The following is a 22335-nucleotide window of genomic DNA, read 5'->3' as shown; positions in this document are numbered from 1 at the left end:
CAGCACCTGGCGGGCATGAAAGACTCCAAGGTCATCGTGGCGATCAACAAGGATGCCGAAGCCCCCATCTTTGGGGTGGCCGACTACGGTCTGGTGGCCGATCTCTTCGAGGCCGTCCCCGAACTGGTCAAGGCCCTCTGATCCTGTCGCGCAGACCTTCACGGGCTCGTTGGCGGTGGTTTGCTCGCTGGCGAGCGTTGAGTTCACCTATTTTCCGGAGCTGCCATGACTTATCAAGTCCCTCTTCGAGACATTCGTTTCGTGCTGCACGAACTGGCTGACTTGTCGGGCGTGCTGGCGCTGCCAGGTTTTGAGGACATCACGTCCGAACTGGTCGATGCCGTACTCGATGAAGATGCCCGTTTCGTCGAGCAGGTGGTGGCGCCTCTGAATCGTGTGGGCGACACGCAACCCGCGCAGTGGCACGATGGAGTCGTACAGACCTCACCGGGCTTCCGTGAGGCGTTTCAGGCTTTTGTCAAAGGCGGATGGCAAGGCCTGTCTCACCCGGCCCGCATCGGAGGCCAGGGCCTTCCCAGGCTGGTGGCTGCTCCGGTCACCGAGAGCCTGAATGCCGGGAATCTCTCCTTTTCGCTCTGCCCTCTGTTGACGGATGGTGTGATTGAAGCCCTCTCTCTGATCGGGACGGCTGAGCAAAAGGCGCTCTACCTGCCTCCTCTGATGGATGGGCGTTGGACCGGCACCATGAATCTGACCGAGCCGCAGGCCGGGTCCGATCTGTCTTTGCTCAAGACCCGCGCCGAGCCGCAGGCTGACGGGACCTATCGCTTGAGCGGCCAGAAGATCTTCATCACCTACGGTGAACATGATCTGGCCGAGAACATCGTGCATCTGGTGCTGGCGCGAACCCCGGGGGCACCGGCCGGTGTGAAAGGCATTTCTCTTTTCATCGTCCCCAAGTTCCTGGTCAATTCCGATGGCAGCCTGGGCGCGCGTAATGATGTGTACTGCGCGTCTTTGGAGCACAAGCTGGGCATTCACGGCAGTCCGACAGCCGTGCTCCTGTACGGGGCAGGCAAGGGGGCGGTGGGCGAGGGTGCGGTGGGTTATCGGATCGGAGAAGAAAACCGTGGCCTGGAAGCCATGTTCATCATGATGAATGCGGCGCGATATGCCGTGGGCCTGCAAGGTGTGGCGGTGTCTGACCGCGCCTTGCAGCAGGCGCAGGCTTACGCTGCCGAGCGCGTGCAGGGGAGCGCGCTGGGGGGGGCCGCAGAGGCGGTGACCATCGCCCATCATCCGGACGTGGCGCGCATGCTGGGGGTCATGCGCGGCCTGACCGAGGGCGCCCGTGCGGTAGCCTACGTTGCTGCAGGCTGCCGTGATCGTGCAGCCCACGAGCCGGATACCGCCCGGCGCGAGCACAGCAAGGCGGTATACGAATATTTCGTGCCTATCGTGAAGGCCTTTTCCACCGAATCTGCGCTCGAGGTTTCTTCGTTGGGACTCCAGGTGCATGGCGGCATGGGTTTCATCGAAGAAACCGGGGCTGCCCAATATTACCGGGATGCCCGCATCCTGCCCATTTACGAGGGTACGACAGCCATCCAGGCCAATGATTTCGTGGGGCGCAAGCTCGTGCGCGATTCAGGCGTGGTCGCGCGCGGGCAGATGGAAGGCATGCGTGCCACCGTGCAATCCCTGATGGCAGTGCAGGGAGAGCATGAACAGGCGTGCGAACTGCTGGCAGAGCGTCTCAGTGCAGCGGTTGCAGCCTATGAAGAAGCGGTGAATTACGTGCTGGATCACGCCCAGTCCAATCTTCGCGGGGTGTTCGCGGGCAGTGTTCCGTGCCTGATGCTGGCCGGCACGGTCCACGCGGGCTGGCAGCTGGCGCGGGCTGCCTGCGTGGCGGTCGCTGCAATTTCAGGCGGAGATACTGACTCGTTTTATAAGGAAAAGGTGGCGACAGCCGTGCAGTTCGGGGTCCATGTGCTGCCACGTGCGCAGGCATTGAGCGCCGTTGTCGTGGTCGGCGCGCTTGCCGATCGTTATGCCGTGGAGTTGGTTGCTGATAAGGGATAAAAACATAACTTAATTGTATTTAGAGTCTGGCCTATATTCTGACAGAATCTTTAGTGTCAACTTCAAGACGCTGCCTGGCTCTCCAGGCAGCAGACACCTCAGACTGAATCAATGTAGGAGCATTCATCATGGCCACGCTGCGCTTGGGCGACATCGCCCCTGATTTCGAACAGGATTCCTCGGCGGGGAAAATCCGGTTTCACGAATTTCTGGGAGACGGCTGGGGGGTGTTGTTCTCGCACCCTGCCGATTTCACCCCGGTGTGCACGACCGAGCTGGGCTATACGGCCATCGTTTCTGGTGATTTTGCCAAGCGCAATGCCAAGGTGATTGCGGTCTCGGTCGACAGCAAGCAATCGCACATCGACTGGATCAAGGACATTGACGAAACACAGAACACGCACGTCAACTACCCGATTCTGGCCGACGTGGATCGCAAGGTGGCCACGCTCTACGACATGATCCACCCCAATGCCAGCACCACGGCGACGGTACGTTCGGTGTTCGTCATTGATCCTGCCAAGAAAATCCGCTTGATTCTCACCTACCCGGCGAGCACGGGCCGGAATTTCGACGAGATTCTGCGGGCGCTGGATTCCATCCAGCTCACCGATAACTACAAAGTGGCGACTCCTGTGAACTGGAACCCGGGCGACGACGTCATCATTGCACCGTCGATCAAGGACCCGGCAGTACTGAAAGAAAAGTTCCCCAAGGGCTATACCGAGATCCGCCCGTATCTGCGCACCACCCCGCAACCCGACCTCTGATTGGCGCGCATCATGTTGGCAGCCCGGCCCATGGCCGGGCTGTTTGTCTTTTTGTAAGCGGCTTGCCCTTTGTCCTGGGAGCTCTGCACGGTACTTGCGCCTGAAGCTGTTTTTATGTACAGTATTTGTGAAAATACTGTATGAATAAACAGTCTGGTGCTGCATCTGGCCAGATCACCGGAGAATTCACCATGGCAGGCAGTCTTGTTTGGGAATCCGCGGGCGCAGGGGTCGGTGTGACAGCGCCACGTACGACTTCTGTGCGGGCGCATCGCGTGCGGGGAGCAGGCGGGGTTCGTTCACAGCCCGTTCCAGTACACGCGCGTCGTTCGCGCAGCCGCCTTTCGGTTCATGCAGGCTGGCGCCGTATTGCGGCACCGTTGGCCGACATCTTTGCCGTCGCCTTGTGGGCTGCCTTCGTCCCGCTCATGATGTGGTTGGGCACAGCGGCCGGCTTCTAGGTACAAGAATTCTGTATAATCACGTGTTTTCTGCATCCTCTGGCGCGGCATCCTAACTCATTCATAGCCGCGGGTATGATGCCCTGGAGCCCTGTTGTGAATCTCATCGAAACACTGGAACAAGAAGAAATCGCCCGCCTGACGGCCGGTCGTACCATCCCCGACTTCGCGCCGGGTGACACCGTGGTCGTCAGCGTCAACGTCGTTGAAGGCGAGCGCAGCCGTGCACAGCTGTACGAAGGCGTGGTGATCGGTCGCCGCAATCGCGGTCTGAACTCTGCCTTCACCGTGCGCAAGATCTCTTCTGGCGAAGCCGTCGAACGTACCTTCCAGCTCTATTCGCCGCAAATCGCCGGCATCGAAGTCAAGCGCCGTGGTGACGTTCGTCGCGCCAAGCTGTACTATCTGCGCAACCTCACCGGCAAGGCAGCTCGCATCAAAGAAAAGCTGGTGCGCAAGGCTGTGTAATTCGGCTGCAACTACTGTCTGCAAAAGACCGCAGTTTTCAGAGGCACCTTCCGAGGTGCCTTTGTTGTATTCTGAATCATGTCATCCATTTCGCCACCCCAGCTCCACCGTGATTTCGACCCCAAAGTCCAACCCGTGGTGCCAGTCGTGGCGTTGCCGCCGGTGCCTCCTGGGGTCCTCACCCTCGAGGGCCTGCGCGAGGCGTTTCGTGAGCCGGTACCCTGGCAGGTTGAACCCCTGTTCATAGAGTCTTTCTCGGCTGAACGCGTGGCGAGCTCAAGTGCGCGGCACGCAGCGGTTCTGATGCCGTTCGTGCAGCGGGCTGGCGGTGTGTCCATGCTGTTCACTCGCCGCTCCGAGCAACTTCACCACCACGCAGGGCAGGTCAGCTTCCCGGGCGGGTGCATCGAGCCTGATGACACGGGGGTGGTGGCGGCTGCGCTGCGCGAGACGCGAGAAGAGATCGGGGTAGAGCGTCGTTTCGTTCATGTGCTGGGAACCCAGCCGACGCTACTGACGACCACCGGGTTTCTGATGACTCCGGTCGTGGCCGAATTGCTGCCTGGCTTTCAGGTCGAGCCCGAGGGAGACGAGGTCGCCGAAGTCTTTGAAGTGCCTCTGTCTGTCTTGATGGACCCAGGGCGTTACGAGCTCCGGCAGCTTCGAACGCAATGGGGGCATGGCCGCTATTTTTTTGCCATCCCCTGGGATTCTCACTTCATCTGGGGTGCCACCGCGGTTTTGCTGCGCAACCTTTACCACTTTCTGGCGGCTTCGTTTTCAGCCAGGATGCGCTGATACAAGGCGTGTCGGGCAGCCGTGATTTCGCCCCTTGCCACGGCGGCCAGCACGCCGCACCCGGGTTCGTGCCGGTGGGTACAGTTGTAGAAGCGGCAATGATGAATGGCTTCTGCAAATTCCGGGAAGCCCTGTTCGATGTCGTGCAGGCTCAGGTGCTGCAGGCCAAATGCCTGGAACCCCGGTGAGTCGATAAGATCCCCTCCGCCTGGCAGCTTGAACAAGCGCGTCTGCGTCGTGGTGTGCCGGCCCGTTCCGAGCGCTTCCGAGTGCGCCTGTGTGGGTGCCTGAGCCTCTGGTACCAGGGCGTTTAGCAACGTGGATTTTCCCATGCCGCTTTGCCCAAGCAGTAGAGTGCTGCGATGCTTCAGAAGAGGACCTAGCCGGTCCTGTACTTGAGCCGTATCCAGTGCACAGAGCTCCACAATGGGAATGCCCAAGGCCGCGATGGCGGCCAGACGCACGCGGGCGCGCGCCACGGAGCCCAGGTCGGCTTTGTTCAAGATGATGTGTGCCGGGATGCCTGCGCTTCCGGCAGCGACCAGGGCACGCCCCAGAAGATCGTCGGAGTAATCCGGTTCTGCGGCCAGAACCAGCAGGAGCTGGTCCAGGTTCGCCGCGAATTGCTTGCTGCGTGCGGCGTCCGAGCGGTAGAGCAGATTGCGTCGCGGCAGGATCTCGACGATGACTCCCTCGTCGCGGCCTTCCTTCAGAACGAGAACTGAATCTCCGACAGTCGGGCCCGCTTTCTTGCCGCGCGTGTAGCAATGGCGCGTTTCGCCGTCCGAAAATTCGACTCGGTAATGCCGACCGTGGGCCGCAATGACGCGACCACGCTGCGGCGCATCAGCCATGGCTCAGGTGTGCGATGCGCACGGCTGCCGAGGGGTGACTGTCGTACCACGCCGAGTGGATGGGGTCGGGCGTGAGTGTCGCTGCGTTGTCGTCGTAGAGCTTGACCAGCGCGCTGCTCAGTGCGGCGGCACCGCATTGTTGCACGGCGTATTGATCTGCCTGGAATTCGTCCCGACGAGAGAGCAGGCTGGCAATGGGCGTTACCCAGAAGGTGAAGACAGGCAGGGCCAGCATGAACAGGACCAGGGCGAGGCCATCGTTGGCACTGGCCAATTGCGGCAGCACACCCAGCCCGGTGTAGAACCAGACCTGGGTGGCAAGCCAGGCAAGCAATTGCAGCAGAATGCCTGCCGTGACGAAGCTCACGACCACGCGCCGCACGATATGGTGGTGTGCAAAATGGCCGAGCTCATGGGCCAGCACGGCCTCGACTTCGTCGGCGTTCAGGCGTGAGAGCAGCGTATCGAAGAAGACGATGCGCCGGTGCCGCCCAAAACCCGTGAAATACGCGTTGCCATGGGCCGAGCGCCGCGAGCCGTCCATGACGTACAAGCCGGACAGGCCAAAGTGGCAGCGTCGGGCAAGCCCGTAGATGCGCTCGCTCAGCTGAGGGTCGTCCAATGGCGTGAAACGATTGAAGAGGGGGGCGATGAAGCTGGGATACAGCCAGAGAATCAGCAGGTTGAAGGCGATCCAGATGCCCCAGGCCCACCAGGCCCAATCGCGGCCTGCGGCCCCCATCACCCACAGGATCAAGGCCAGAAGGGGCACCCCCAACACCAGTGTAACGGCCAGCATTTTCAGCGTGTCGCCGATGAAGAGGCGCGGTGTCATGCGGTTGAAGCCAAAGCGTGCTTCCAGGTGGAAGGTCTTCCAGGCGGAGAACGCCAGGCCGACGATGCCCAGCAAAAGCAGCACCACGCCGACCAGCGCCATCTGGCGCCAGAGTTCGGATGTGATGAGGTGGCCCAAGGCTACGTTGATCGCTTGCAGGCCACCCAGCAGGGTGAGCGCGACCAGCACGGCCGCTTCGACGATGCGTTCGATCACCGAGAGCTGGCTGCGGGCCACGGTGTAGTCGGCCGCACGTTGGTGGCTGTTCAGGCCGATGCGCCCTTCGAAGGCCGCCGGGATGTCGTCGCGGTGGGTCAGTACATGGCGGATTTGCCGCCGCGCCAGCCAGTAGCGCACGAGGACATCACCCAAGAGGCAGATGAGAAACAGAAGGGTCAGCAGTTCCATGCAGCCAGTGTGCGAAAATCAATGTTTTGTAAGCGAGGATTATAGGGTATGGCTGCGAATGATCAGCGCCTGATCTGGCTGGATATGGAAATGACGGGCCTGGATCCCGAGCGTGAACGCATCCTCGAGATTGCGCTCATTGTGACGGAGCCGGATCTGACCGTGGTTGCTCAGGCGCCCGTCCTGGTGGTGCATCAAAGCAATGAGCTGTTGGAGGCCATGGACAAATGGAACCGGTCCACGCACGGCAAGAGCGGGCTGATCGACAAGGTCAAGGCCTCGACGCTGACCGAGGCTCAGGTCGAAGACACCTTGCTGGAGTTCCTGAAGCCCCTCGTACCGGCCGGCAAGTCTCCGATGTGCGGCAATACCATCGGGCAGGACAGGCGCTTCATGGTGAAGTACATGCCGCGTCTCGAGGCCTATTTTCATTACCGCAATCTGGACGTGAGCACCCTGAAGGAATTGTCGCTGCGCTGGAAGCCCGAGGTCTATCGCAGTTTCGTGAAAGCGAGCAAGCACGAGGCACTGGCCGACATACAAGAGTCCATCGATGAGCTCAAACACTACCGCGAACATTTCCTCAAGCTCTGAGGTGGCGGCGGCCATTGCCGGCATAGGCACCGATCTGGTGCGAGTGGCGCGCATCGAGCGTGTCTACGCGCGGCACGGTGCGCGTTTCGTGCAGCGTGTCCTGGGGCCGGACGAGCAGCAGGTTCATGCCCGACGCAGCGCGCGCGATCCCCGGCGCGGCATCCTTTACCTGGCCACACGCTTTGCGGCCAAAGAGGCGTTTTCAAAAGCCGTTGGCCTGGGCATTCACATGCCCATGACGTGGTCGCGTGTGCAGATCCTGAACCGCAGAGGGGGGGCCCCCGAGGTCCACCTGGTGGGGCCGTTGGCCGACTGGTACCATGCCCGCTTTGGGGCTGCGCACGTTTCCATGACGGACGAATCCGATATGGTCGCGGCGTTCGTGGTGGTCGAGACGCGGCGACCTGGCTGATTCCAAGAAGGTATTTATGACGACTCGCATGCCTCCCGGTCCCGTCATGGTCGATGTGGCGGGCCCTGTACTGGACGAAGCAGAGCGCCAGCGCCTGCAGCACCCTCAGGTGGGGGGCGTCATCCTGTTTGCACGCAACTTCCTGGACAGGGCGCAGCTGACGGCGCTGTGCGCCGCCATTCATGCGGCGCGTGACGAACCGCTGCTGATTGCGGTGGACCACGAGGGAGGGCGGGTGCAGCGGTTTCGCACCGACGGTTTCACGGCCTTGCCCGCCATGCGCTTGCTGGGCAAATGGTATGAGGCTGATCGCCAGGAGGCCCTGCGTGCGGCAACGGAAGTGGGCTTCGTCCTGGCCAGCGAGCTCCGTGCCTGCGGCGTGGATTTCAGCTTTACCCCGGTGCTGGATCTGGATTATGGCGTCAGCAAGGTCATCGGGAATCGGTCCTTTCATGCCGATTCCCGAGCTGTGACGAATCTTGCCCGAGCACTGATCCTGGGCCTGCGGCAGGCCGGCATGGCGGCCTGCGGCAAGCATTTTCCGGGGCACGGTGCGGTGGCGGCCGATTCTCACCTCGACATCCCGGTCGATGATCGTCCCCTGGAAGAAATCCTTGAGGCGGATGCGGCCCCCTACCGCTGGCTGGGTGACCTGGGCCTGCCGGCCGTCATGCCGGCCCACGTCGTCTATCCGCAGGTTGCCCCCGAACCCGCCGGGTTCTCTCGCCGGTGGGTCACCGATATTTTGCGGGGTCAGTTCGAATACGACGGGGTGGTGTTTTCAGACGACCTGACGATGGAGGGTGCGCGCGTGGCCGGCGACATTCATGCGCGTGCGCGCGCCGCGCTGACGGCAGGCTGCGACATGGTGCTGGTCTGCAATCGTCCCGATCTGGCCGATGAGCTGCTTTCAGGCTTGACCGGCCGATCGCTGGATGCCCGGTCCGTGCATCGCATCCAGCGCCTGGCGCCGACGAGCCCTGCGCCCGATTGGGTGAGTCTGCTATCCGATACGCGGTATCTCCGTGCCCGAAGCCTTCGATCTGAAAACCTTCCTGGCTGATCTGCCGCATCTGCCAGGCGTCTACCGTCACATCGATGCTGACGACGAGGTGCTGTACGTCGGCAAGGCGCGCGACCTCAAGCGGCGGGTGAGTTCGTACTTTCGCAAGACCGGGCATGGGCCGCGCATCGAGCACATGCTGGCGCGGGTGGCGCGTACCGAGATCACCATTACGCGTTCCGAGGCCGAGGCGCTGATTCTCGAAAACAACCTGATCAAGCGCCTCAAGCCCAAGTACAACATTTTGTTCAGGGACGACAAGTCCTATCCCTACCTGATGATCACCGCGCACGAGGCGCCGCGTATCGTCTATTACCGGGGGAGCACGCGCGGCAAGGGGCATTTCTTCGGCCCTTATCCGAACTCATGGGCCGTACGCGAGACGATCCAGATTCTTCAGAAGGTCTTTCATCTGCGCACCTGCGAGGACAGCGTCTACGCCCATCGCACACGCCCCTGCCTGCTGTACCAGATCGGCCGCTGCTCGGCGCCTTGCGTGAATCTGATCTCCAAGGAGGCCTATCAGGCCGACGTCGAGCGCGCCATCCGTTTTCTGGAAGGACACACATCCGAGGTACTGCGGGATATCGAGGCACGCATGACGGCTGCAGCGGCCGACGAAGACTTTGAACAGGCCGCCGTGTTGCGTGACCAGATGCGCGCGCTGGCCAAGGTACTGCAGCAGCAGACCATGGAACAGGTCGGTGACGACAGCGTGGACATCATTGCGGTTGCCGTGGCGGGCGGGCGCACGTGCGTCAACCTGGCCATGGTGCGGGCGGGACGCCACCTGGGTGACAAACCGCTCTTTCCGACGCAGGCCCAGGACGAATCTCCCGAAGAAGTACTCGAAGCCTTCGTGGCGCAGCACTACGCCGAGAATCCGGCTCCGCCGGTACTGGTGTGTTCACATGCGCTGCCCGAACCCGAGCTGGTCGATCTGCTGGCCGAGCAGCAGGGGCACCGCATTCGCGTCATCGCCCGGCCTCAGGGCACCCGCCGCACCTGGCTCGAGCAGGCGCAGCGCAATGCGCAACTAGCCCTGGCACAACGCCTGACTCAGGCCAGTGCACGCGAGGCCCGCACTCTCGCCTTGGCTGAAGAGCTGGATCTGGATACCGACGATGCATCGCTCGAAGCCCTGCACATCGAGTGTTTCGACATCAGCCACTCGTCGGGTGAGGCGACCCAGGCTTCTTGTGTGGTCTACGAACATCATGCGATGCAACCGTCGCTTTATCGGCGCTTCAACATCGCGGGCATCACGCCGGGGGATGATTACGCAGCCATGCGGCAGGCGCTCAACCGCCGCTATGCGCGTGTCCCGGACGACCCCGCACTCATGCCCGGCATCGTGCTCATCGATGGGGGCAAGGGGCAAGTCGAGATTGCACGCCAGGTGTTCGTCGAACTCGGGCTGGACGTCAGTGCCATCGTAGGCGTCAGGAAGGGCGACCATCGCAAGGTAGGGCTCGAGACGCTGGTGTTCGTCGATGGGCGCGAGCCTGTGGCCCTGGGGGTCGAGTCTGCGGCACTGATGCTGGTGGCGCAGATCCGCGACGAGGCGCACCGCTTTGCCATTACCGGGATGCGGGCGAAGCGGGCCAAGACGCGCAACGTGTCACGTCTGGAAGAGATCGAAGGCATCGGCAAGCAGCGGCGGCAAAAGCTGCTGGCTCGCTTCGGCGGGTTTTCGGGGGTCGTGGACGCCAGCATCGATGAGTTGCAGACGGTTGAGGGTATTTCAGAAGAGCTTGCGGAACGCATCTATCATGCGCTGCGCTAGGCTGGCTTAAGGTAGTATTGCATCTATCATGCCGTTCAATCTCCCCATCGCGCTCACCTGGTTGCGCATCGTAATGATCCCGCTCCTGGTGGGGCTGTTTTACATCCCGCCTTCCTGGATCAGCCCGGAGGCCCGCGACATGGTGGCCGCCGCCGCCTTCATCGTCGCAGCCGTCACCGACTGGCTCGACGGCTGGCTGGCGCGGCGCTGGAACCAGACGTCCGCTTTTGGGGCGTTCCTGGACCCCGTGGCCGACAAACTCATGGTCAGCGCTGCCCTTCTCATCCTGCTGGATCTGGGTCGCGTCGACATGCTCATCGCCTTGGTCATCATCGGCCGCGAAATCACCATTTCGGCATTGCGCGAATGGATGGCCAAGATCGGTGCCAGCAGCAGCGTGGCCGTTCACCGCCTCGGCAAATTCAAGACGGCCGCGCAGATGGTCGCCATTCCCTGCCTGCTGTATTGGCAGCCCATCCAGGGGGCGCCAATACAGGCGATCGGGACCGTCTTGATCGTGGTGGCGGCCATCCTCACCGTTTGGTCGATGTGCTACTACCTTAAAAAGGCGTGGCCCGAAATGCGCAGCCACGCCTGAGTTCACAAGGTCGGTGCCGTCATTTCATCTTGCATTCGCCTGTAGGCGCCGGCACCAGAGAGGCCGGAAAGGTATGCGTGATGACAGGACGCAGCACGCCGTCCACTTCTTGCACTTGGCCGATGTAGTCAGGAATCACCAGTTGATGGTCGGCCGCGCGCATGGTGGCAGGGCCATAGATGGTGTCGTAGGTCAATCCGCTCAATGCCTTGGACACTTTTCCGGGGTCGACACTGTCGGCCTTTTTCACTCCGGCGAAGATCGCTTCCATCCCGTTGTAGGCAGCACCTTCGTTGTCGGTCGGAACGCGATGAAATTTCGACTCCCACGCTTTGACGAATGCCTTGTTCTGAGGGGTGTCGATCTCGGCGCCATATTCCATGTTGCCCTGGATGCCTTTCATGGCGTCACCCGTGGCCGCCACGGCAAAGTTCATGATCATGGCGTGGCCCAGCGTGGTCTTGGAGGTCAACCCGAAGCTTTGGGCCTGCTTGGCGTAGGCAATGAGGTCACTGCCGACGAGAGCCACCCACAGCCCGTCGATCTTGGGGTCGGCCTTGATCTGTGAGATATAGGGGGCAAAGTCTTTGGTGCCCAGTGGCGGGAAGAGGGTGAGCGACACCTTTTTGCCTTGCGCCTCGGCCGCTTTGGTGAAGGTTTTGGCAGAATCGTGGCCCCAGGCATAGTCGGCGGCAATGATGGCGAAATTCTTCTGGGGAATGTCCGTCATCCACTGATCGAACATGGCAACGTCCATGGCGTCCGAGTGGTTGGTCCGGAACATCCGCGGCTTGCAGGTGTCGCCTGTGATCTTGTCGCTCTTGCTGACGGTGGCGACCAGCATGGCATCCCAGCGATTGAGGTTCTGGCCGATCGCCATGGTGATGGACGATGCGATGGGTCCGATCAGAAATTTGTAGCCATCGCGAGCCAGTTTTTCAGAGGCCTGCAGACCCTGTTTCGGGGTGCTTTCGTCGTCACCCGTCTTGATCAGGACCTTGCGGCCGTCCACGCCGCCCTGGGCGTTGGCCTGGTCGACGGCGAACTGAATGGCCCGCATGACTTCTTCGCCTTGCTGGGCGAATACGCCGGATGTGGACGTGACGGCCCCGATGCGGATCGGATCTTTATCGGCGGCCTGGGCGTTGGTGCCGGCCAGACACACGGCGATCGCCAGCGTGGTGAAGGACAGCTTGAGGGTTGCGATTTTCATGACCTTGTCTCCTTTGACGTGTCAGACTGCAATGTGGCTGTAGAGCTCTTTGATGTGATCGGGATTCACACTGCCGCTGGCAGTGATGCGCCCTTTTTCGACGGCGTAATACCGCGAAGTCGTTCGAGCCACCAGGCCCAGGTTCTGTTCGATGAGCAGGATGGCCATCCCTTGGCGCGTGACCCCGTTCAGGGTGTCCGCCAGCTGATCGACGATGACGGGCGCCAGGCCTTCGGTGGGTTCGTCCAGAATCATGAGCGAAGGGTTGGCCATGAGTGCACGTCCGATGGCCAGCATCTGCTGCTGCCCTCCGGACAGCGCTGTGCCTGGCGTGTGGGCTCGTTCCTTCAGAATGGGGAACAGCCGATAGATTTCGTTCAGATTCCAGGGGCCGGGTCGTTGTCGCGCAGCGCCCAGCAGCAGGTTTTCCTCAATGGTGAGGTTGGCGACGATGCAGCGCCCCTGAGGGACGATGGCAAGCCCGAACTGAGCCGGAATGTAGGGCATGGCCTTGTGGATGGGGACGTCGTTGAACCGGATTTCGCCGTCCCCCAGCCTGGCCACCCCCATCAAGGTGTTGATCGCGGTGGTCTTGCCGACGCCGTTGCGTCCTATGAGGGCGACTCGTTCCCCCTCGCCCACTTGCAGGGTCAGTCCATGCAGAATGTGCGCGGCACCGTAGTAGGCATGCACGTCGTGCATCTGGAGCAAGGTTTTCATGCGGCGCTCCCCAAGTAGGCTTCGCGAACACGAGGCTCGGCGCGCACGTCGTCGGGGCGGCCACTGGCAATCACGCGCCCCAGTTCGAAGACGGTGACCGAGTTGGAAATGCTGAACAGGGTGTCTGTGTCGTGCTCGACCAGCAGGATGGAGACGTTCCAGTCCTGGGTCAGTCGCGTCAGGTGAGTCGCCAGGTCGGCCGATTCCTGAGGTGACAGGCCGGCCATGGGCTCATCCAGCAGCAGGACGGCGGGCCGGCCCACCAGGGCCAGCGCCAGATCGAGGCGGCGCTGCTGACCGTATCCCAGGCGGTTGGCGGCGGCGTCTGCGACGTCCGTCAGGTCCAATTGACTCATGACGTGAAGCGCGTCCTCGTCGGGTGCCTCGGCACCTACCGTATGAGCGGCCAGATGGATTTGCGCGCGCGTCGTCATGTTGGCAAAGATGCTGGTCCTCTGAAACGAGCGCGCCAGGCCGCGCTGGCGCCGCTCGATGACGCCCATTTGAGTGATGTCGGCCCCCTTCAGACGGATGCTGCCGTGCGTAAGACGCCGCCGGCCGCTGATGGCGTCGATGACGGTGGACTTGCCTGCCCCGTTGGGGCCGATCAGACCGTGGATTTCACCGCGCTTCAGGTCGAAGGACACCCCGTCCACTGCCTTGACACCGCCGTAGTGCACGGCGACGTCCTTCATCTGAAGGATGGGAAGGTCTGGGCTCATGACGTTTCTCCACGCGGATTGACGGGGGCTGCGGCCTTGCCGGTGCGGCGGGCCAGGTGGTTCAGTGCACCGCTGATGCCGTTGTCGGTGAACACGACGATGACGATCAGCAGGATGCCGAACAGCGACAGCCAGTGGGTGGACAGATCGCCGATCCAGTCTTTGGCGACGACGTAGATCACGGCACCGAGTGCTGGCCCCGTAATGTTCCAGTAACCACCCACGACCACCATCATCAGTACGGTGCCCGAGACGCTCCAGTGCAGGCTGTCGGGAGAGATGAAGCCGGAGTTGAAGGCCGCCAGGATTCCGGCCGCTGCGGTGATCAGGGCCGATAGCGCGAAGATCATCGCGCGTGGGATCGTTGGGCGGATGCCGATGAAGGTGGCCCGCTCTGCGTTGTCGCGAATGGCTTCGGTGGTCTGGCCGAAGCGGCTGTGGTGCAGCCACACCAGCAGCGCCAGAGTCAGGATCAGGATGACCCAGCAGATCGTGAAGATCACGTGATTTTCCAGCAGCGTCGAGGTCGGGATCCCGAAAAGGGTGTCGGGCCAGGCAATGCTGATGCCGTCGGCGCCTCCCGTCAGGTGACGGGACTTCAGTGCCAGCTGATAGAACAGCTGGCCAAAGGCCAGCGTCAGCATGGCGAAGGCGATGCCCGGCACGCGCACGATGATCAGTGCCAGCACGAACCCGAAGAGAGTCGTTGCGACCAGGCTGATCAGGATGATGAGCTCGGCCGGCCACTGCGTTTCCTGCAGGCAGATGGCCACGCAGTACGCACTGATTCCAAAGAAGGCAGCGTGGCCGAAGCTCACCATGCCATTTTGTTTCAACAGGATGCCGACCCCCGTGGCAAACAGGGCAAAGATGCCCGCCTGTGTCAGGATGGAGAGTGTGGTGGCCGAGCTGACCATCTGACCGATGGCCACCACCACCAGAATGCCGACCAGCGTTGCCAGGGAGAGCCTGCCGGCTCGAAAGGATGCGTTCATGTGCGGTTTCCAGCGATGCCCGCCGGCCTCCAGATCAGGACGGCGATCATCAGGATGAAGGGCAGCGAGGCCGAGACTTCAGGAAGGTAGACGGCCCCCAGCGTCTGTACCTGCCCCAGCACCAGAGCCGCGAGGAACGCGCCGGGAAGGCTTCCCAGCCCACCGATGACGACCACCATGAAGGAATCGATGAGGACACTGCTGCCCATGGTGGGTGACAGCGACAGAAAGGGGGCCGTCACGATGCCGGCAAAGCCCGCCAGCGCGGTGCCCAGGCCCACCACGAGCGCGCTGAGCCGGTCGGTGTTGACCCCTTGCATGGCCGTGGTCGTCGGATCGGTGCTGGAGGCCCTCACGTGCAGGCCCATCCGTGTCTTCTGCAACCAGAGACTCAGCCCGATCGCCACCAGGACTCCCACGAATACGACAGCGATCCGGTAGACCGGCAGCGTCATGCCCGCAAGGGTGATCGAGTGATCCAGCAGGGCAGGCTCGGCCAGCGACAGGTTGCTCTTGCCCCAGATCGTCTGCACCACGTCTTCCAGGATGAGCAGCAGGCCGAAGGTGACCAGGATGATGCTGAGTGGGTCATAGTCCTGCAACAGGCGCAGGCCATAGCGGTCCAGCAGGGCGCCGATGATGAACATGGCGCCGGTGGCAATGACCAGCGCCACCCAGAAGTTGGTGTGCAGGGCCACGCTGTAGCCGATGTAGGCCCCCAGCATGTAGAGGGAGCCGTGGGCGAAGTTCACGACTCGCCGTAGCCCGTAGATCAGTGCCAGGCCAGAGGCGACGATGGCGAGCAGTGCGCCGTAGACAAGGCCGTTGATGATGTTGATGGTCAGCATGGCGCGTAGAACAGCGAGGCCTGGGTGATCAGCCGCGTTTCCTGTGCCACGATCAGATGTCCCGAAGCAGCCAGGTAGGCGGGGAAATCCGGATGCGTGTCGCGGCGTCGGCAACGTTCCTGGTAGTCGGCCAGGTCCTTGTACGCCCACAGGTGCACGAACTGGTTCTGTGGCCCCACCAGGCTGGTGTACAGGCCGATGGGGTTGCCCAGCGTTTCACGCAGGATGGGCATGGCCAGGGTATTGAAGACATCGAGGAACTCCGGCATCTTGCGCAGTGCAATGGTGTAGATGCGGTGGTCGATGAGAGGAAGCGAATCGTCGATGGGCATGGTATTGATCCTTGTGGACAGTTCAGGCTTGCGCGGAGGCCAGATGTTTTGCGGTCAGGTAGCTGAAGGTCATGTTGGGGCCCAACGTGATGCCGGCGGCGATGTAATGGCCGCCGAAGATGCTGGCCCGATCGTTGCCCACGGCATACAGGCCTGGAATGGCTTGATCCTGTGCGTCCAGCACTTCTCCGACCAGCGTCGTGCGGATGCCGTCAAAGGTGCCCAGATCGCCCATGACGAGTTTCAGGGCGTAGAACGGCGCATGCAGGATGGGGCCCACGCAGGGATTGGGCTGGTGCTCGGCATCGCCCAGATATCGGTTGAAGGCGGTCGAGCCTCGGTGAAATTCGGGGTCCTGCCCCCGCGTGGCCGATTCGTTGAAGGCCTTGACGGTCGCTTCCAGGCCCTGCGGGTCGATGCCTGCAGACTGGGCAAGCTCGCGCAGCGTGTTGCCCTTGTTCAGGTAGCCCCGTTTGATCATGGGCCCCAGTGGAACGGGGGCCGGCTTGGCATAGCCCAGGCCGTACTTGCGGATCGTCCTGTGGTCGCAGATCAGCCACATCGCGGTGTCCTTCTGGTCGGCGCAGGCCTTGATCATCGCTTGCCCGACATCATGGTAGGAATTCGACTCGTTGGTGAACCGCTTGCCGTTTTGCAACACCCCGATCATGCCGGGTTTGTAGCGGTCGATGAGGTGCGGGAAGACGCCGTATTCGCCCTTGCCGAACGGCACGTGCGAGACCGGAATCCAGGCGGATGCGTTGGGATAGTCCATGCGCAGTGACGCCCCTTTCTGCTCGGCCAGGCGCACGCCGTCGCCCGTGTTCTCCACTGGGGTGGGAGACAGGTGGTGGCCACCCCGGTGGACGTGCGGGTAGACCTGCTTCAGGCGAGTTTCGTCGTGCGGGAAGCCGCCCGACGCCAGGACGACGGCCCGTGTGGCGTAGATTCTGACCTCTCCGGTGGGAGTGCGGATGACGGCGCCCGTCACGCGCTTCGAATCCTCGATCAGCCGGCTGACCGGGCTTTCGGTGTAGATCGGGATGTTCAGGTCCAGCGCCGACTTCGCCAGGCGGGCCATCAGCGCGTTGCCGCTGGTGACGTTGACGCCGCGGTGATAGAGCGCCAGCTCCTTCAGGTGCTTGGCCAGGCGCTTGGTCACGTAGATGAAGGACGTCAGCGATTTGGTGGCGTTGAAGAAGTGGCGGATGTCCGGGCTCGACGAGTTGAACATCATGCCGATGAAGGTGATGGCCTTCAAGGGCGAGCGCAGCCGCTTCATCTCGGCGCCCAGCGCCCGGATGTCATAGGGTTTGGCCAGAATGGATCGGCCCACTTGCGCGGCACCGACCTGGTCCGGGTGGTAGTCCGGGTATTGGGTTGCCACGAACTTGACCTCGGTCTCGCGCTCGAAGAACTCGGCCATCTCGGGGCCTGTGTCCAGAAAGGCGTTGATGATCTCGGGGTTGAAGTTTTCTCCAGTCTCGGCCTTGATGTAGGTCAGCGCGTCTTCGCGCGTGTCGGCGATACCTGCCGTGCGGGCGACGTGGTTCCCGGGAATCCAGAGCACTCCGCCCGAGAAGGCGGCGGTGCCTCCGAACACGGGTGCCTTTTCCACCACGATGACGTTCAGCCCTTGCTTGGCGGCGACCACGGCCGTGGTCAGGCCTGAGACCCCCGCCCCGATGATCAGCAGGTCGCAGCGGGTGCCGTCCCGAAGTTTGTCCGTTGCCATTTCAGGCCTCCTGTTTTGCGGTGTGGTTGAAGCCGGGGCGCGGCACCATGTCCATCAGCATGGCGTCCATGCCGCCGTTGACCGCGATGTCCGTGGCGTTGATGTAAGCCGACCGTGCACTCAGCAGGAACAGCGCCGTGTTGGCGATGTCTTCGGGCTCTCCGACGCGGCCGCTGGCCGTCATTGCTGCACGGCTGGCTTCGAGCCCCGGCTGCGCATAGAACGCCGCAGACAGTGGTGTGCGGATCATGCCGGGGCAGATGGTGTTGCTGCGGATGTGGTCGTTGCGCCACTCCACTGCGATCTGGCGTGACATCAGCCGAATCCCGGCCTTGCTCGCGCTGTAGGCCCCGCTGTGCGTCTGGGGAAAGCTCCCGGCAATCGACGCGATGTGCACGATGCTGGAATGGCCCGATGCTTGCAGTTGCGGGCGGAACGCACGGGCAGTGAGCAGGTAGCCCGTGAGATTCACGCCCAGCACCCGGTTCCACTCGTCGAGACCGACGTCGGCCAGAGAGGCGGAGCGCAGAATGCCTGCGTTGTTCACGAGTCCGCTGCAGGTGCCAAGCGCGTGCCGGACCTGTTCGGCTGCAGCAGCCAGGCTTTGGCTGTCCGTCGTGTCGCAGTGGACTGCAACGGCCTTAGCCCCGCTTCTTGCCAGCGTGGCCGCGGCTTCTTGCGCGGCCGGGTGGTCGAAATCCAGGAGGGCGACATGAGCGCCGGCTGCGGCCAGCCCGTGTGCGATGCCCAGGCCGATGCCGTGAGCGGCGCCGGTGATGGCAAAGACTTTCCCCTGCAAGCCAAGCCAGTTTGGCTCTTGCATAGTGTTCTCCAACGTGATGAGTGAGGTGCCTCAGGAGCCGCTCGTGTTCGGGTCGTGTGACGGCCAGTCGTCCCTGAAACAGGTGATGAATTCCGGGTGTCTAGAGATCTGTCGTGTTGATTCGATGCGATTCATTATCCGGATGTGGGCGTTCATCAGAATTGACGATTCGTGCGGTTGACAGGACAATTCGTGCATCAATCCTGCGCGTGAGGCTGAAATGAGGGAAAACCCCGACGACGGTTTGTACGCTACAAACGGCCTGGATCACTGGGTGGATTCAGTCCACATAGAATCGATTCCAACGCGATCTTCACTGAATCATTGGGTGATCAGGCCGCATTCTCATAAATCTTTCATTCAACTGCTTTACCTGACTCGGGGTGGAGGAGAGATCGGCTTCGGTTCGGAACGATTGATGGTTCAAGCGCCGTGCCTGTTGTCAATTCCAGAACAAATTGAGCATTCGTTTCATTTCTCGCCGCACGTGGATGGGCCGGTCATCACGGCGGTGCAGCATATCCTCGAGCTGATCATCGGTGCGGCAGATCCCGACATGCTGTCCGTGCTGCGAGACCCGTTCTCCATCGAATTTGCGCCGGAAGATCCTGCCCTGAAAACGCTGGAACCCTTGTTCGACGCCATCTCGAAAGAGTTCCTGAGCCACCAGATCGCACAGCCCGGCGTCTGCATGTCGCTACTGGCGGCGCTCGTCATGCGTATTGGCAGGATTCGCCATCGGCAGGGCCTGACCCTGGAGGCGGGCAGCACGCGCAAGGCGCAGCTGATTCAGAAGTTCCGGGCGCTGGTCGATGAACGGTATCGTGAGCACGCGGCATTGGGCGTGTACGCCGAGAAATTGGGCGTGACGGTAGGGCATCTCACCCGGCTGTGCCGCGAGGTGCTGGGGATGTCCGCACTGGCGGTCATCAGCGAGCGCGTGGTGTACGAGGCTCGGCGTGACCTGGTGTATACGTCGGACCCGATCAAGGCGCTGGCCTGGAAGCTTGGCTTCGAGGATGAAGTCTATTTCAGCCGTTTCTTCAAGAAGCACACTGGCTTGAGCCCGGGCCAGTTTCGCCAGCAGGGACGAGACCAGGTCGCGCGCAAGCGGCGGTGAGCTCGGGCACTACTGTCGCAACGTACGAGTCTGCCCCACGTCGTCGGGGTCAAAATTGGCGCGCCACGGGTTGATGTCCAGTCCGCCGCGGCGTGTATAGCGCGCATACACCAGCAATTGCTCGGGCGCGCAGCGTTGCAAGATTTCACCGTAAATTTTTTCCACGCACAGCTCGTGGAATTCCTGGTGCCGGCGCAGTGACACGACGTAGCGCAGCAGCCCTGCCCGGTCGATGCGCGGGCCCGCGTAGCGGACCTGCAGGCTGGCCCAGTCGGGTTGTCCTGTCACGGGGCAGTTGGATTTCAGCAGTTCGGACACCAGCGTTTCGCGTATGAAAGGGGCTGGCTGGGTGCATTGCAGGTAGTCGGGGCGTGCGGCCTGAGTAGGCTCGAAAGTCAGCTCGTCCTGGTCGTCGATGCAGGTGCCGCGCAAGGGGCTGCAGCTGAGCTCGAACGCGGGTCGCACTGAAAGGATCTCGACGTGAACGGGCGTGCCGCATGCTCTGGACAGATCCGTGTAGATCCGTTGCTGCACGATGTCGGCGTATTCGAATTTTTCTTCGTTGTAGCTGTTCAGATAGAGTTTGAGCGATTTGGATTCGACCAGCCTGGGGCTGTGCATGGGTACCGTGAAGCGGCCCATAGCGACGATCGGCTTGCCCTTTTTGTCCAGCCAGGACAGTTCATAGGCATTCCAGATGTCTGCTCCGTGCGTGGCCTGGGGCAGTGCCAGCGACGCTCGCGTGGTGGCACGTTCGATGGGGAACAATAGAGAGGGATCGTAGTGCGTCGAGCCTGGGGTGCGGTGCCCTAGCGGGCTGTCTGCCAGTGAAGAGTGGTCCATAAGGGATTGGTCAGGATGGAGTCCGTCCATTTTATAAGCCCGTTTTTTTGTATGGTGAAAAGCTGTGCTCGCCATGTGGAAATCTAATGACGCGGTGCCAATGTTTTTATTTCATGGATAGAAAATTAATTTCATAACATGGAAATATGTTTATAACATCATGATTAATAATATATAAATTTATTATCTTGTATAAGATATAAGTGTTATGTGCATCGCAGCATTCACGTAGACTGCTTCTGACGGATTTCTCTCTTTTCTACTCAGGAGCAACACCATGACTTCCCGTGAAAACGATGTGCGTACCCTGCAACGCCAATGGGCCGAGAACCCCCGCTGGCAAGGTATCAAGCGCGGCTATGGCGCTGATGAAGTCGTGCGCTTGCGCGGTTCGGTGGTCGAGGAGCACACGTTGGCGCGTCGTGGGGCCGACAGGCTCTGGGAACTTCTGCACACCGAAGACTACGTCCCCGCCTTGGGGGCCCTGACCGGCAACCAGGCCATGCAGCAGGTGAAGGCGGGCCTGAAGGCCGTCTATCTTTCGGGGTGGCAAGTGGCGGGTGATGCCAATATTTCAGGCGAGATGTACCCGGACCAGTCTTTGTACCCTGCCAATTCGGTGCCTAGCGTCGTGCGTCGCCTGAATAATTCTCTGGTGCGTTGCGACCAGATCCAGTGGATGGAAGGCAAGAATCCGGGTGACGAGGGCTACGTCGATTATTACGCGCCCATCGTGGCGGATGCCGAGGCCGGTTTCGGCGGTGTGCTCAATGCGTTCGAGCTCATGAAGTCCATGATCGTGGCCGGTGCGGCCGGGGTGCACTTCGAAGACCAGCTTGCTTCCGTCAAGAAGTGCGGACACATGGGGGGCAAGGTGCTGGTCCCCACGCGCGAGGCCGTCGCAAAATTGGTGTCGGCCCGCCTGGCGTCCGATGTGCTGGGTGTTCCCACGCTTCTCGTGGCGCGCACCGATGCCGAGGCTGCCAATCTGCTCACCAGCAACGTCGACGAGAACGACGCGGCGTTCGTGACGGGTGAGCGCACGGTGGAAGGCTTCTACCGCACCCGGGCCGGACTGGATCAGGCCATTGCGCGTGGCCTGGCGTACGCCCCCTATGCGGACTTGATCTGGTGTGAGACTTCCACGCCCAGTCTGGAATATGCGCGCCGTTTTGCCGAAGCGATTCACCGCCAGTTCCCCGGCAAGATGCTGGCGTACAACTGCTCGCCCTCCTTCAACTGGAAGAAGAATCTGGACGATGCCACGGTGGCCAAGTTCCAGCGCGAGCTGGGGGCCATGGGCTACAAGTTCCAGTTCATCACGTTGGCGGGGTTCCATGCGTTGAACTACAGCATGTTCGAACTCGCACACGGTTATGCACGCACGCAGATGAGCGCATTCGTGGAATTGCAGCAGAAGGAATTTGCCGCCGCCGACAAGGGGTTCACCGCGGTCAAGCACCAAAGGGAAGTCGGCGTGAGCTATTTCGACGCCGTGACCCAGGCCATTGAAGGCGGCCAGTCGTCGACCACGGCGCTGGCGGGGTCGACCGAAGAGGCTCAATTCGATGAGGCTGAAGCCAAGGTGGCGTAACGCTACTTTTTAACGAGACCGAGAGGACGGAGGGACGAGGGGCCCTCCGCGGTGTGCTTTGGGAAGGCGTGGCCTTCCCTTTTTTTATGTCCGGCCCCGTATCAGGTGCAGGTTCGTGTGCATCTTGCGGTTTGTCAGGTTCTTGTTAGATTTTATTAGGGAAAACCATTATTAGATAGCAAGAATCGGATACATTGAGGCCTGTGAACCTTCACGCTCAGAGAGGTCACAGACCAGTTGTTGAACCAGGGGCGACCAGAGTTCGCTGCCCATGGGGGGCCGGACGGGAAGTCCCGA

At 61.6% G+C, this 22335-nt stretch carries 23 protein-coding genes and 1 pseudogene; 13 read left to right on the top strand and 11 right to left on the bottom strand.

What is annotated here, in order from left to right; all coding sequences use genetic code 11:
- From VF285_RS01125 to VF285_RS01100, 6 genes and pseudogenes are all read left to right on the top strand, one after another.
- Window positions 1-141: pseudogene (locus VF285_RS01125) on the top strand (electron transfer flavoprotein subunit alpha/FixB family protein); the annotation flags it as partial.
- A gap of 84 nt (window positions 142-225) precedes the next feature.
- Window positions 226-2046, top strand: a complete 1821-nt coding sequence (locus VF285_RS01120; RefSeq protein ID WP_346950770.1) for an acyl-CoA dehydrogenase — start codon at window positions 226-228, stop codon at window positions 2044-2046.
- A gap of 128 nt (window positions 2047-2174) precedes the next feature.
- Window positions 2175-2816 (top strand): peroxiredoxin, encoded by a 642-nt coding sequence (locus VF285_RS01115; RefSeq protein WP_346950769.1) that lies wholly within the window; start codon window positions 2175-2177, stop codon window positions 2814-2816.
- 140 nt (window positions 2817-2956) lie between these two features.
- A complete protein-coding gene (locus VF285_RS01110) occupies window positions 2957-3277 on the top strand; it encodes a hypothetical protein (protein ID WP_346950768.1) in 321 nt (106 codons plus the stop codon).
- A 96-nt stretch (window positions 3278-3373) separates the two neighbouring features.
- Window positions 3374-3745 (top strand): 50S ribosomal protein L19, encoded by a 372-nt coding sequence (rplS, locus tag VF285_RS01105; protein ID WP_346950767.1) that lies wholly within the window; start codon window positions 3374-3376, stop codon window positions 3743-3745.
- 78 nt (window positions 3746-3823) lie between these two features.
- Window positions 3824-4543, top strand: coding sequence for a CoA pyrophosphatase (locus VF285_RS01100; RefSeq protein ID WP_346950766.1), 720 nt, complete (start codon window positions 3824-3826; stop codon window positions 4541-4543).
- Here VF285_RS01100 and rsgA read toward each other — a convergent pair.
- Window positions 4501-5397, bottom strand: a complete 897-nt coding sequence (rsgA, locus tag VF285_RS01095; RefSeq protein WP_346950765.1) for a ribosome small subunit-dependent GTPase A — start codon at window positions 5395-5397, stop codon at window positions 4501-4503. The genes VF285_RS01100 and rsgA overlap by 43 nt on opposite strands.
- Window positions 5390-6640: a M48 family metallopeptidase gene (locus VF285_RS01090; RefSeq protein ID WP_346950764.1), complete on the bottom strand. Its 1251-nt coding sequence runs from the start codon at window positions 6638-6640 to the stop codon at window positions 5390-5392. The genes rsgA and VF285_RS01090 overlap by 8 nt, the downstream gene beginning before the upstream one ends.
- A 48-nt stretch (window positions 6641-6688) precedes the next feature.
- Here VF285_RS01090 and orn point away from each other — a divergent pair, with 48 nt between their 5' ends.
- The 5 genes from orn to pgsA are packed head-to-tail and all read left to right on the top strand — an operon-like array spanning window position 6689 to window position 11093.
- Window positions 6689-7234, top strand: a complete 546-nt coding sequence (gene orn, locus VF285_RS01085) for an oligoribonuclease (protein WP_346950763.1) — start codon at window positions 6689-6691, stop codon at window positions 7232-7234.
- The gene (gene acpS, locus VF285_RS01080) at window positions 7194-7646 is read left to right on the top strand and encodes a holo-ACP synthase (RefSeq protein ID WP_346950762.1); all 453 of its coding nucleotides are present in this window, start codon (window positions 7194-7196) and stop codon (window positions 7644-7646) included. The genes orn and acpS overlap by 41 nt, the downstream gene beginning before the upstream one ends.
- Window positions 7647-7662: 16 nt before the next feature.
- Window positions 7663-8709: a beta-N-acetylhexosaminidase gene (nagZ, locus tag VF285_RS01075; protein ID WP_346950761.1), complete on the top strand. Its 1047-nt coding sequence runs from the start codon at window positions 7663-7665 to the stop codon at window positions 8707-8709.
- The gene (uvrC, locus tag VF285_RS01070; protein WP_346950760.1) at window positions 8672-10495 is read left to right on the top strand and encodes an excinuclease ABC subunit UvrC; all 1824 of its coding nucleotides are present in this window, start codon (window positions 8672-8674) and stop codon (window positions 10493-10495) included. Before nagZ ends, uvrC begins: the two co-directional genes overlap by 38 nt.
- A gap of 28 nt (window positions 10496-10523) precedes the next feature.
- Entirely contained in the window at window positions 10524-11093 is a 570-nt protein-coding gene (gene pgsA, locus VF285_RS01065; RefSeq protein ID WP_346950759.1) for a CDP-diacylglycerol--glycerol-3-phosphate 3-phosphatidyltransferase, read from the top strand.
- 19 nt (window positions 11094-11112) lie between these two features.
- Here the strand turns inward: pgsA and VF285_RS01060 are convergent, their stop codons facing one another.
- Genes VF285_RS01060 through VF285_RS01025 form a run of 8 tightly spaced genes read right to left on the bottom strand, consistent with a single transcriptional unit; the run spans window position 11113 to window position 18481 of the window.
- Entirely contained in the window at window positions 11113-12306 is a 1194-nt protein-coding gene (locus VF285_RS01060; protein ID WP_346950758.1) for an ABC transporter substrate-binding protein, read from the bottom strand.
- A gap of 21 nt (window positions 12307-12327) precedes the next feature.
- Window positions 12328-13026, bottom strand: a complete 699-nt coding sequence (locus VF285_RS01055; RefSeq protein ID WP_346950757.1) for an ABC transporter ATP-binding protein — start codon at window positions 13024-13026, stop codon at window positions 12328-12330.
- The gene (locus VF285_RS01050; protein ID WP_346950756.1) at window positions 13023-13748 is read right to left on the bottom strand and encodes an ABC transporter ATP-binding protein; all 726 of its coding nucleotides are present in this window, start codon (window positions 13746-13748) and stop codon (window positions 13023-13025) included. Before VF285_RS01050 ends, VF285_RS01055 begins: the two co-directional genes overlap by 4 nt.
- Complete coding sequence (locus tag VF285_RS01045) at window positions 13745-14743, bottom strand: branched-chain amino acid ABC transporter permease (protein ID WP_346950755.1); 999 nt, start codon at window positions 14741-14743, stop codon at window positions 13745-13747. Before VF285_RS01045 ends, VF285_RS01050 begins: the two co-directional genes overlap by 4 nt.
- Complete coding sequence (locus VF285_RS01040; protein ID WP_346950754.1) at window positions 14740-15591, bottom strand: branched-chain amino acid ABC transporter permease; 852 nt, start codon at window positions 15589-15591, stop codon at window positions 14740-14742. The genes VF285_RS01045 and VF285_RS01040 overlap by 4 nt, the downstream gene beginning before the upstream one ends.
- Entirely contained in the window at window positions 15585-15923 is a 339-nt protein-coding gene (locus tag VF285_RS01035) for an NIPSNAP family protein (protein ID WP_346950753.1), read from the bottom strand. The genes VF285_RS01040 and VF285_RS01035 overlap by 7 nt, the downstream gene beginning before the upstream one ends.
- A gap of 22 nt (window positions 15924-15945) precedes the next feature.
- Window positions 15946-17658, bottom strand: coding sequence for an FAD-dependent oxidoreductase (locus tag VF285_RS01030; protein WP_346950752.1), 1713 nt, complete (start codon window positions 17656-17658; stop codon window positions 15946-15948).
- 1 nt (window position 17659) lies between these two features.
- On the bottom strand, window positions 17660-18481 hold the full coding sequence (locus tag VF285_RS01025) for an SDR family oxidoreductase (RefSeq protein WP_346950751.1): 822 nt from the start codon (window positions 18479-18481) through the stop codon (window positions 17660-17662).
- Between the two features lie 418 nt (window positions 18482-18899).
- Here VF285_RS01025 and VF285_RS01020 point away from each other — a divergent pair, with 418 nt between their 5' ends.
- Window positions 18900-19601 carry a helix-turn-helix domain-containing protein gene (locus tag VF285_RS01020; RefSeq protein ID WP_346950750.1) on the top strand — a complete coding sequence of 234 codons (702 nt, stop codon included), beginning with the start codon at window positions 18900-18902 and terminating at the stop codon, window positions 19599-19601.
- A gap of 9 nt (window positions 19602-19610) precedes the next feature.
- On the opposite strand, the gene queF is transcribed toward VF285_RS01020, so the two are convergent.
- A complete protein-coding gene (gene queF, locus VF285_RS01015; RefSeq protein ID WP_346950749.1) occupies window positions 19611-20444 on the bottom strand; it encodes an NADPH-dependent 7-cyano-7-deazaguanine reductase QueF in 834 nt (277 codons plus the stop codon).
- A gap of 277 nt (window positions 20445-20721) precedes the next feature.
- Between queF and aceA the strand changes: the two genes are divergently transcribed.
- Window positions 20722-22038 (top strand): isocitrate lyase, encoded by a 1317-nt coding sequence (gene aceA, locus VF285_RS01010; RefSeq protein WP_346950748.1) that lies wholly within the window; start codon window positions 20722-20724, stop codon window positions 22036-22038.
- The last annotated feature ends 297 nt before the right edge of the window (window positions 22039-22335 follow it).

The sequence above is a fragment of the Castellaniella sp. genome (genome assembly GCF_036379515.1).
Taxonomy (GTDB): Bacteria; Pseudomonadota; Gammaproteobacteria; order Burkholderiales; family Burkholderiaceae_B; genus Castellaniella.
This window is presented reverse-complemented; position numbering and strand designations above follow the sequence as displayed.

Coding starts and splice junctions, on each gene's coding strand:
- VF285_RS01120 (WP_346950770.1), top strand. CDS start 226: ATGACTTATCAAGTCCCTCTTCGAGACATTCGTTTCGTGCTGCACGAA.
- VF285_RS01035 (WP_346950753.1), bottom strand. CDS start 15,923: ATGCCCATCGACGATTCGCTTCCTCTCATCGACCACCGCATCTACACC.
- nagZ (WP_346950761.1), top strand. CDS start 7,663: ATGACGACTCGCATGCCTCCCGGTCCCGTCATGGTCGATGTGGCGGGC.
- VF285_RS01100 (WP_346950766.1), top strand. CDS start 3,824: ATGTCATCCATTTCGCCACCCCAGCTCCACCGTGATTTCGACCCCAAA.
- VF285_RS01060 (WP_346950758.1), bottom strand. CDS start 12,306: ATGAAAATCGCAACCCTCAAGCTGTCCTTCACCACGCTGGCGATCGCC.
- orn (WP_346950763.1), top strand. CDS start 6,689: ATGGCTGCGAATGATCAGCGCCTGATCTGGCTGGATATGGAAATGACG.
- VF285_RS01025 (WP_346950751.1), bottom strand. CDS start 18,481: ATGCAAGAGCCAAACTGGCTTGGCTTGCAGGGGAAAGTCTTTGCCATC.
- VF285_RS01045 (WP_346950755.1), bottom strand. CDS start 14,743: ATGAACGCATCCTTTCGAGCCGGCAGGCTCTCCCTGGCAACGCTGGTC.
- VF285_RS01030 (WP_346950752.1), bottom strand. CDS start 17,658: ATGGCAACGGACAAACTTCGGGACGGCACCCGCTGCGACCTGCTGATC.
- VF285_RS01020 (WP_346950750.1), top strand. CDS start 18,900: ATGGTTCAAGCGCCGTGCCTGTTGTCAATTCCAGAACAAATTGAGCAT.
- acpS (WP_346950762.1), top strand. CDS start 7,194: ATGAGCTCAAACACTACCGCGAACATTTCCTCAAGCTCTGAGGTGGCG.
- pgsA (WP_346950759.1), top strand. CDS start 10,524: ATGCCGTTCAATCTCCCCATCGCGCTCACCTGGTTGCGCATCGTAATG.
- VF285_RS01115 (WP_346950769.1), top strand. CDS start 2,175: ATGGCCACGCTGCGCTTGGGCGACATCGCCCCTGATTTCGAACAGGAT.
- VF285_RS01110 (WP_346950768.1), top strand. CDS start 2,957: ATGAATAAACAGTCTGGTGCTGCATCTGGCCAGATCACCGGAGAATTC.
- VF285_RS01090 (WP_346950764.1), bottom strand. CDS start 6,640: ATGGAACTGCTGACCCTTCTGTTTCTCATCTGCCTCTTGGGTGATGTC.
- aceA (WP_346950748.1), top strand. CDS start 20,722: ATGACTTCCCGTGAAAACGATGTGCGTACCCTGCAACGCCAATGGGCC.
- rsgA (WP_346950765.1), bottom strand. CDS start 5,397: ATGGCTGATGCGCCGCAGCGTGGTCGCGTCATTGCGGCCCACGGTCGG.
- queF (WP_346950749.1), bottom strand. CDS start 20,444: ATGGACCACTCTTCACTGGCAGACAGCCCGCTAGGGCACCGCACCCCA.
- VF285_RS01040 (WP_346950754.1), bottom strand. CDS start 15,591: ATGCTGACCATCAACATCATCAACGGCCTTGTCTACGGCGCACTGCTC.
- VF285_RS01055 (WP_346950757.1), bottom strand. CDS start 13,026: ATGAAAACCTTGCTCCAGATGCACGACGTGCATGCCTACTACGGTGCC.
- VF285_RS01050 (WP_346950756.1), bottom strand. CDS start 13,748: ATGAGCCCAGACCTTCCCATCCTTCAGATGAAGGACGTCGCCGTGCAC.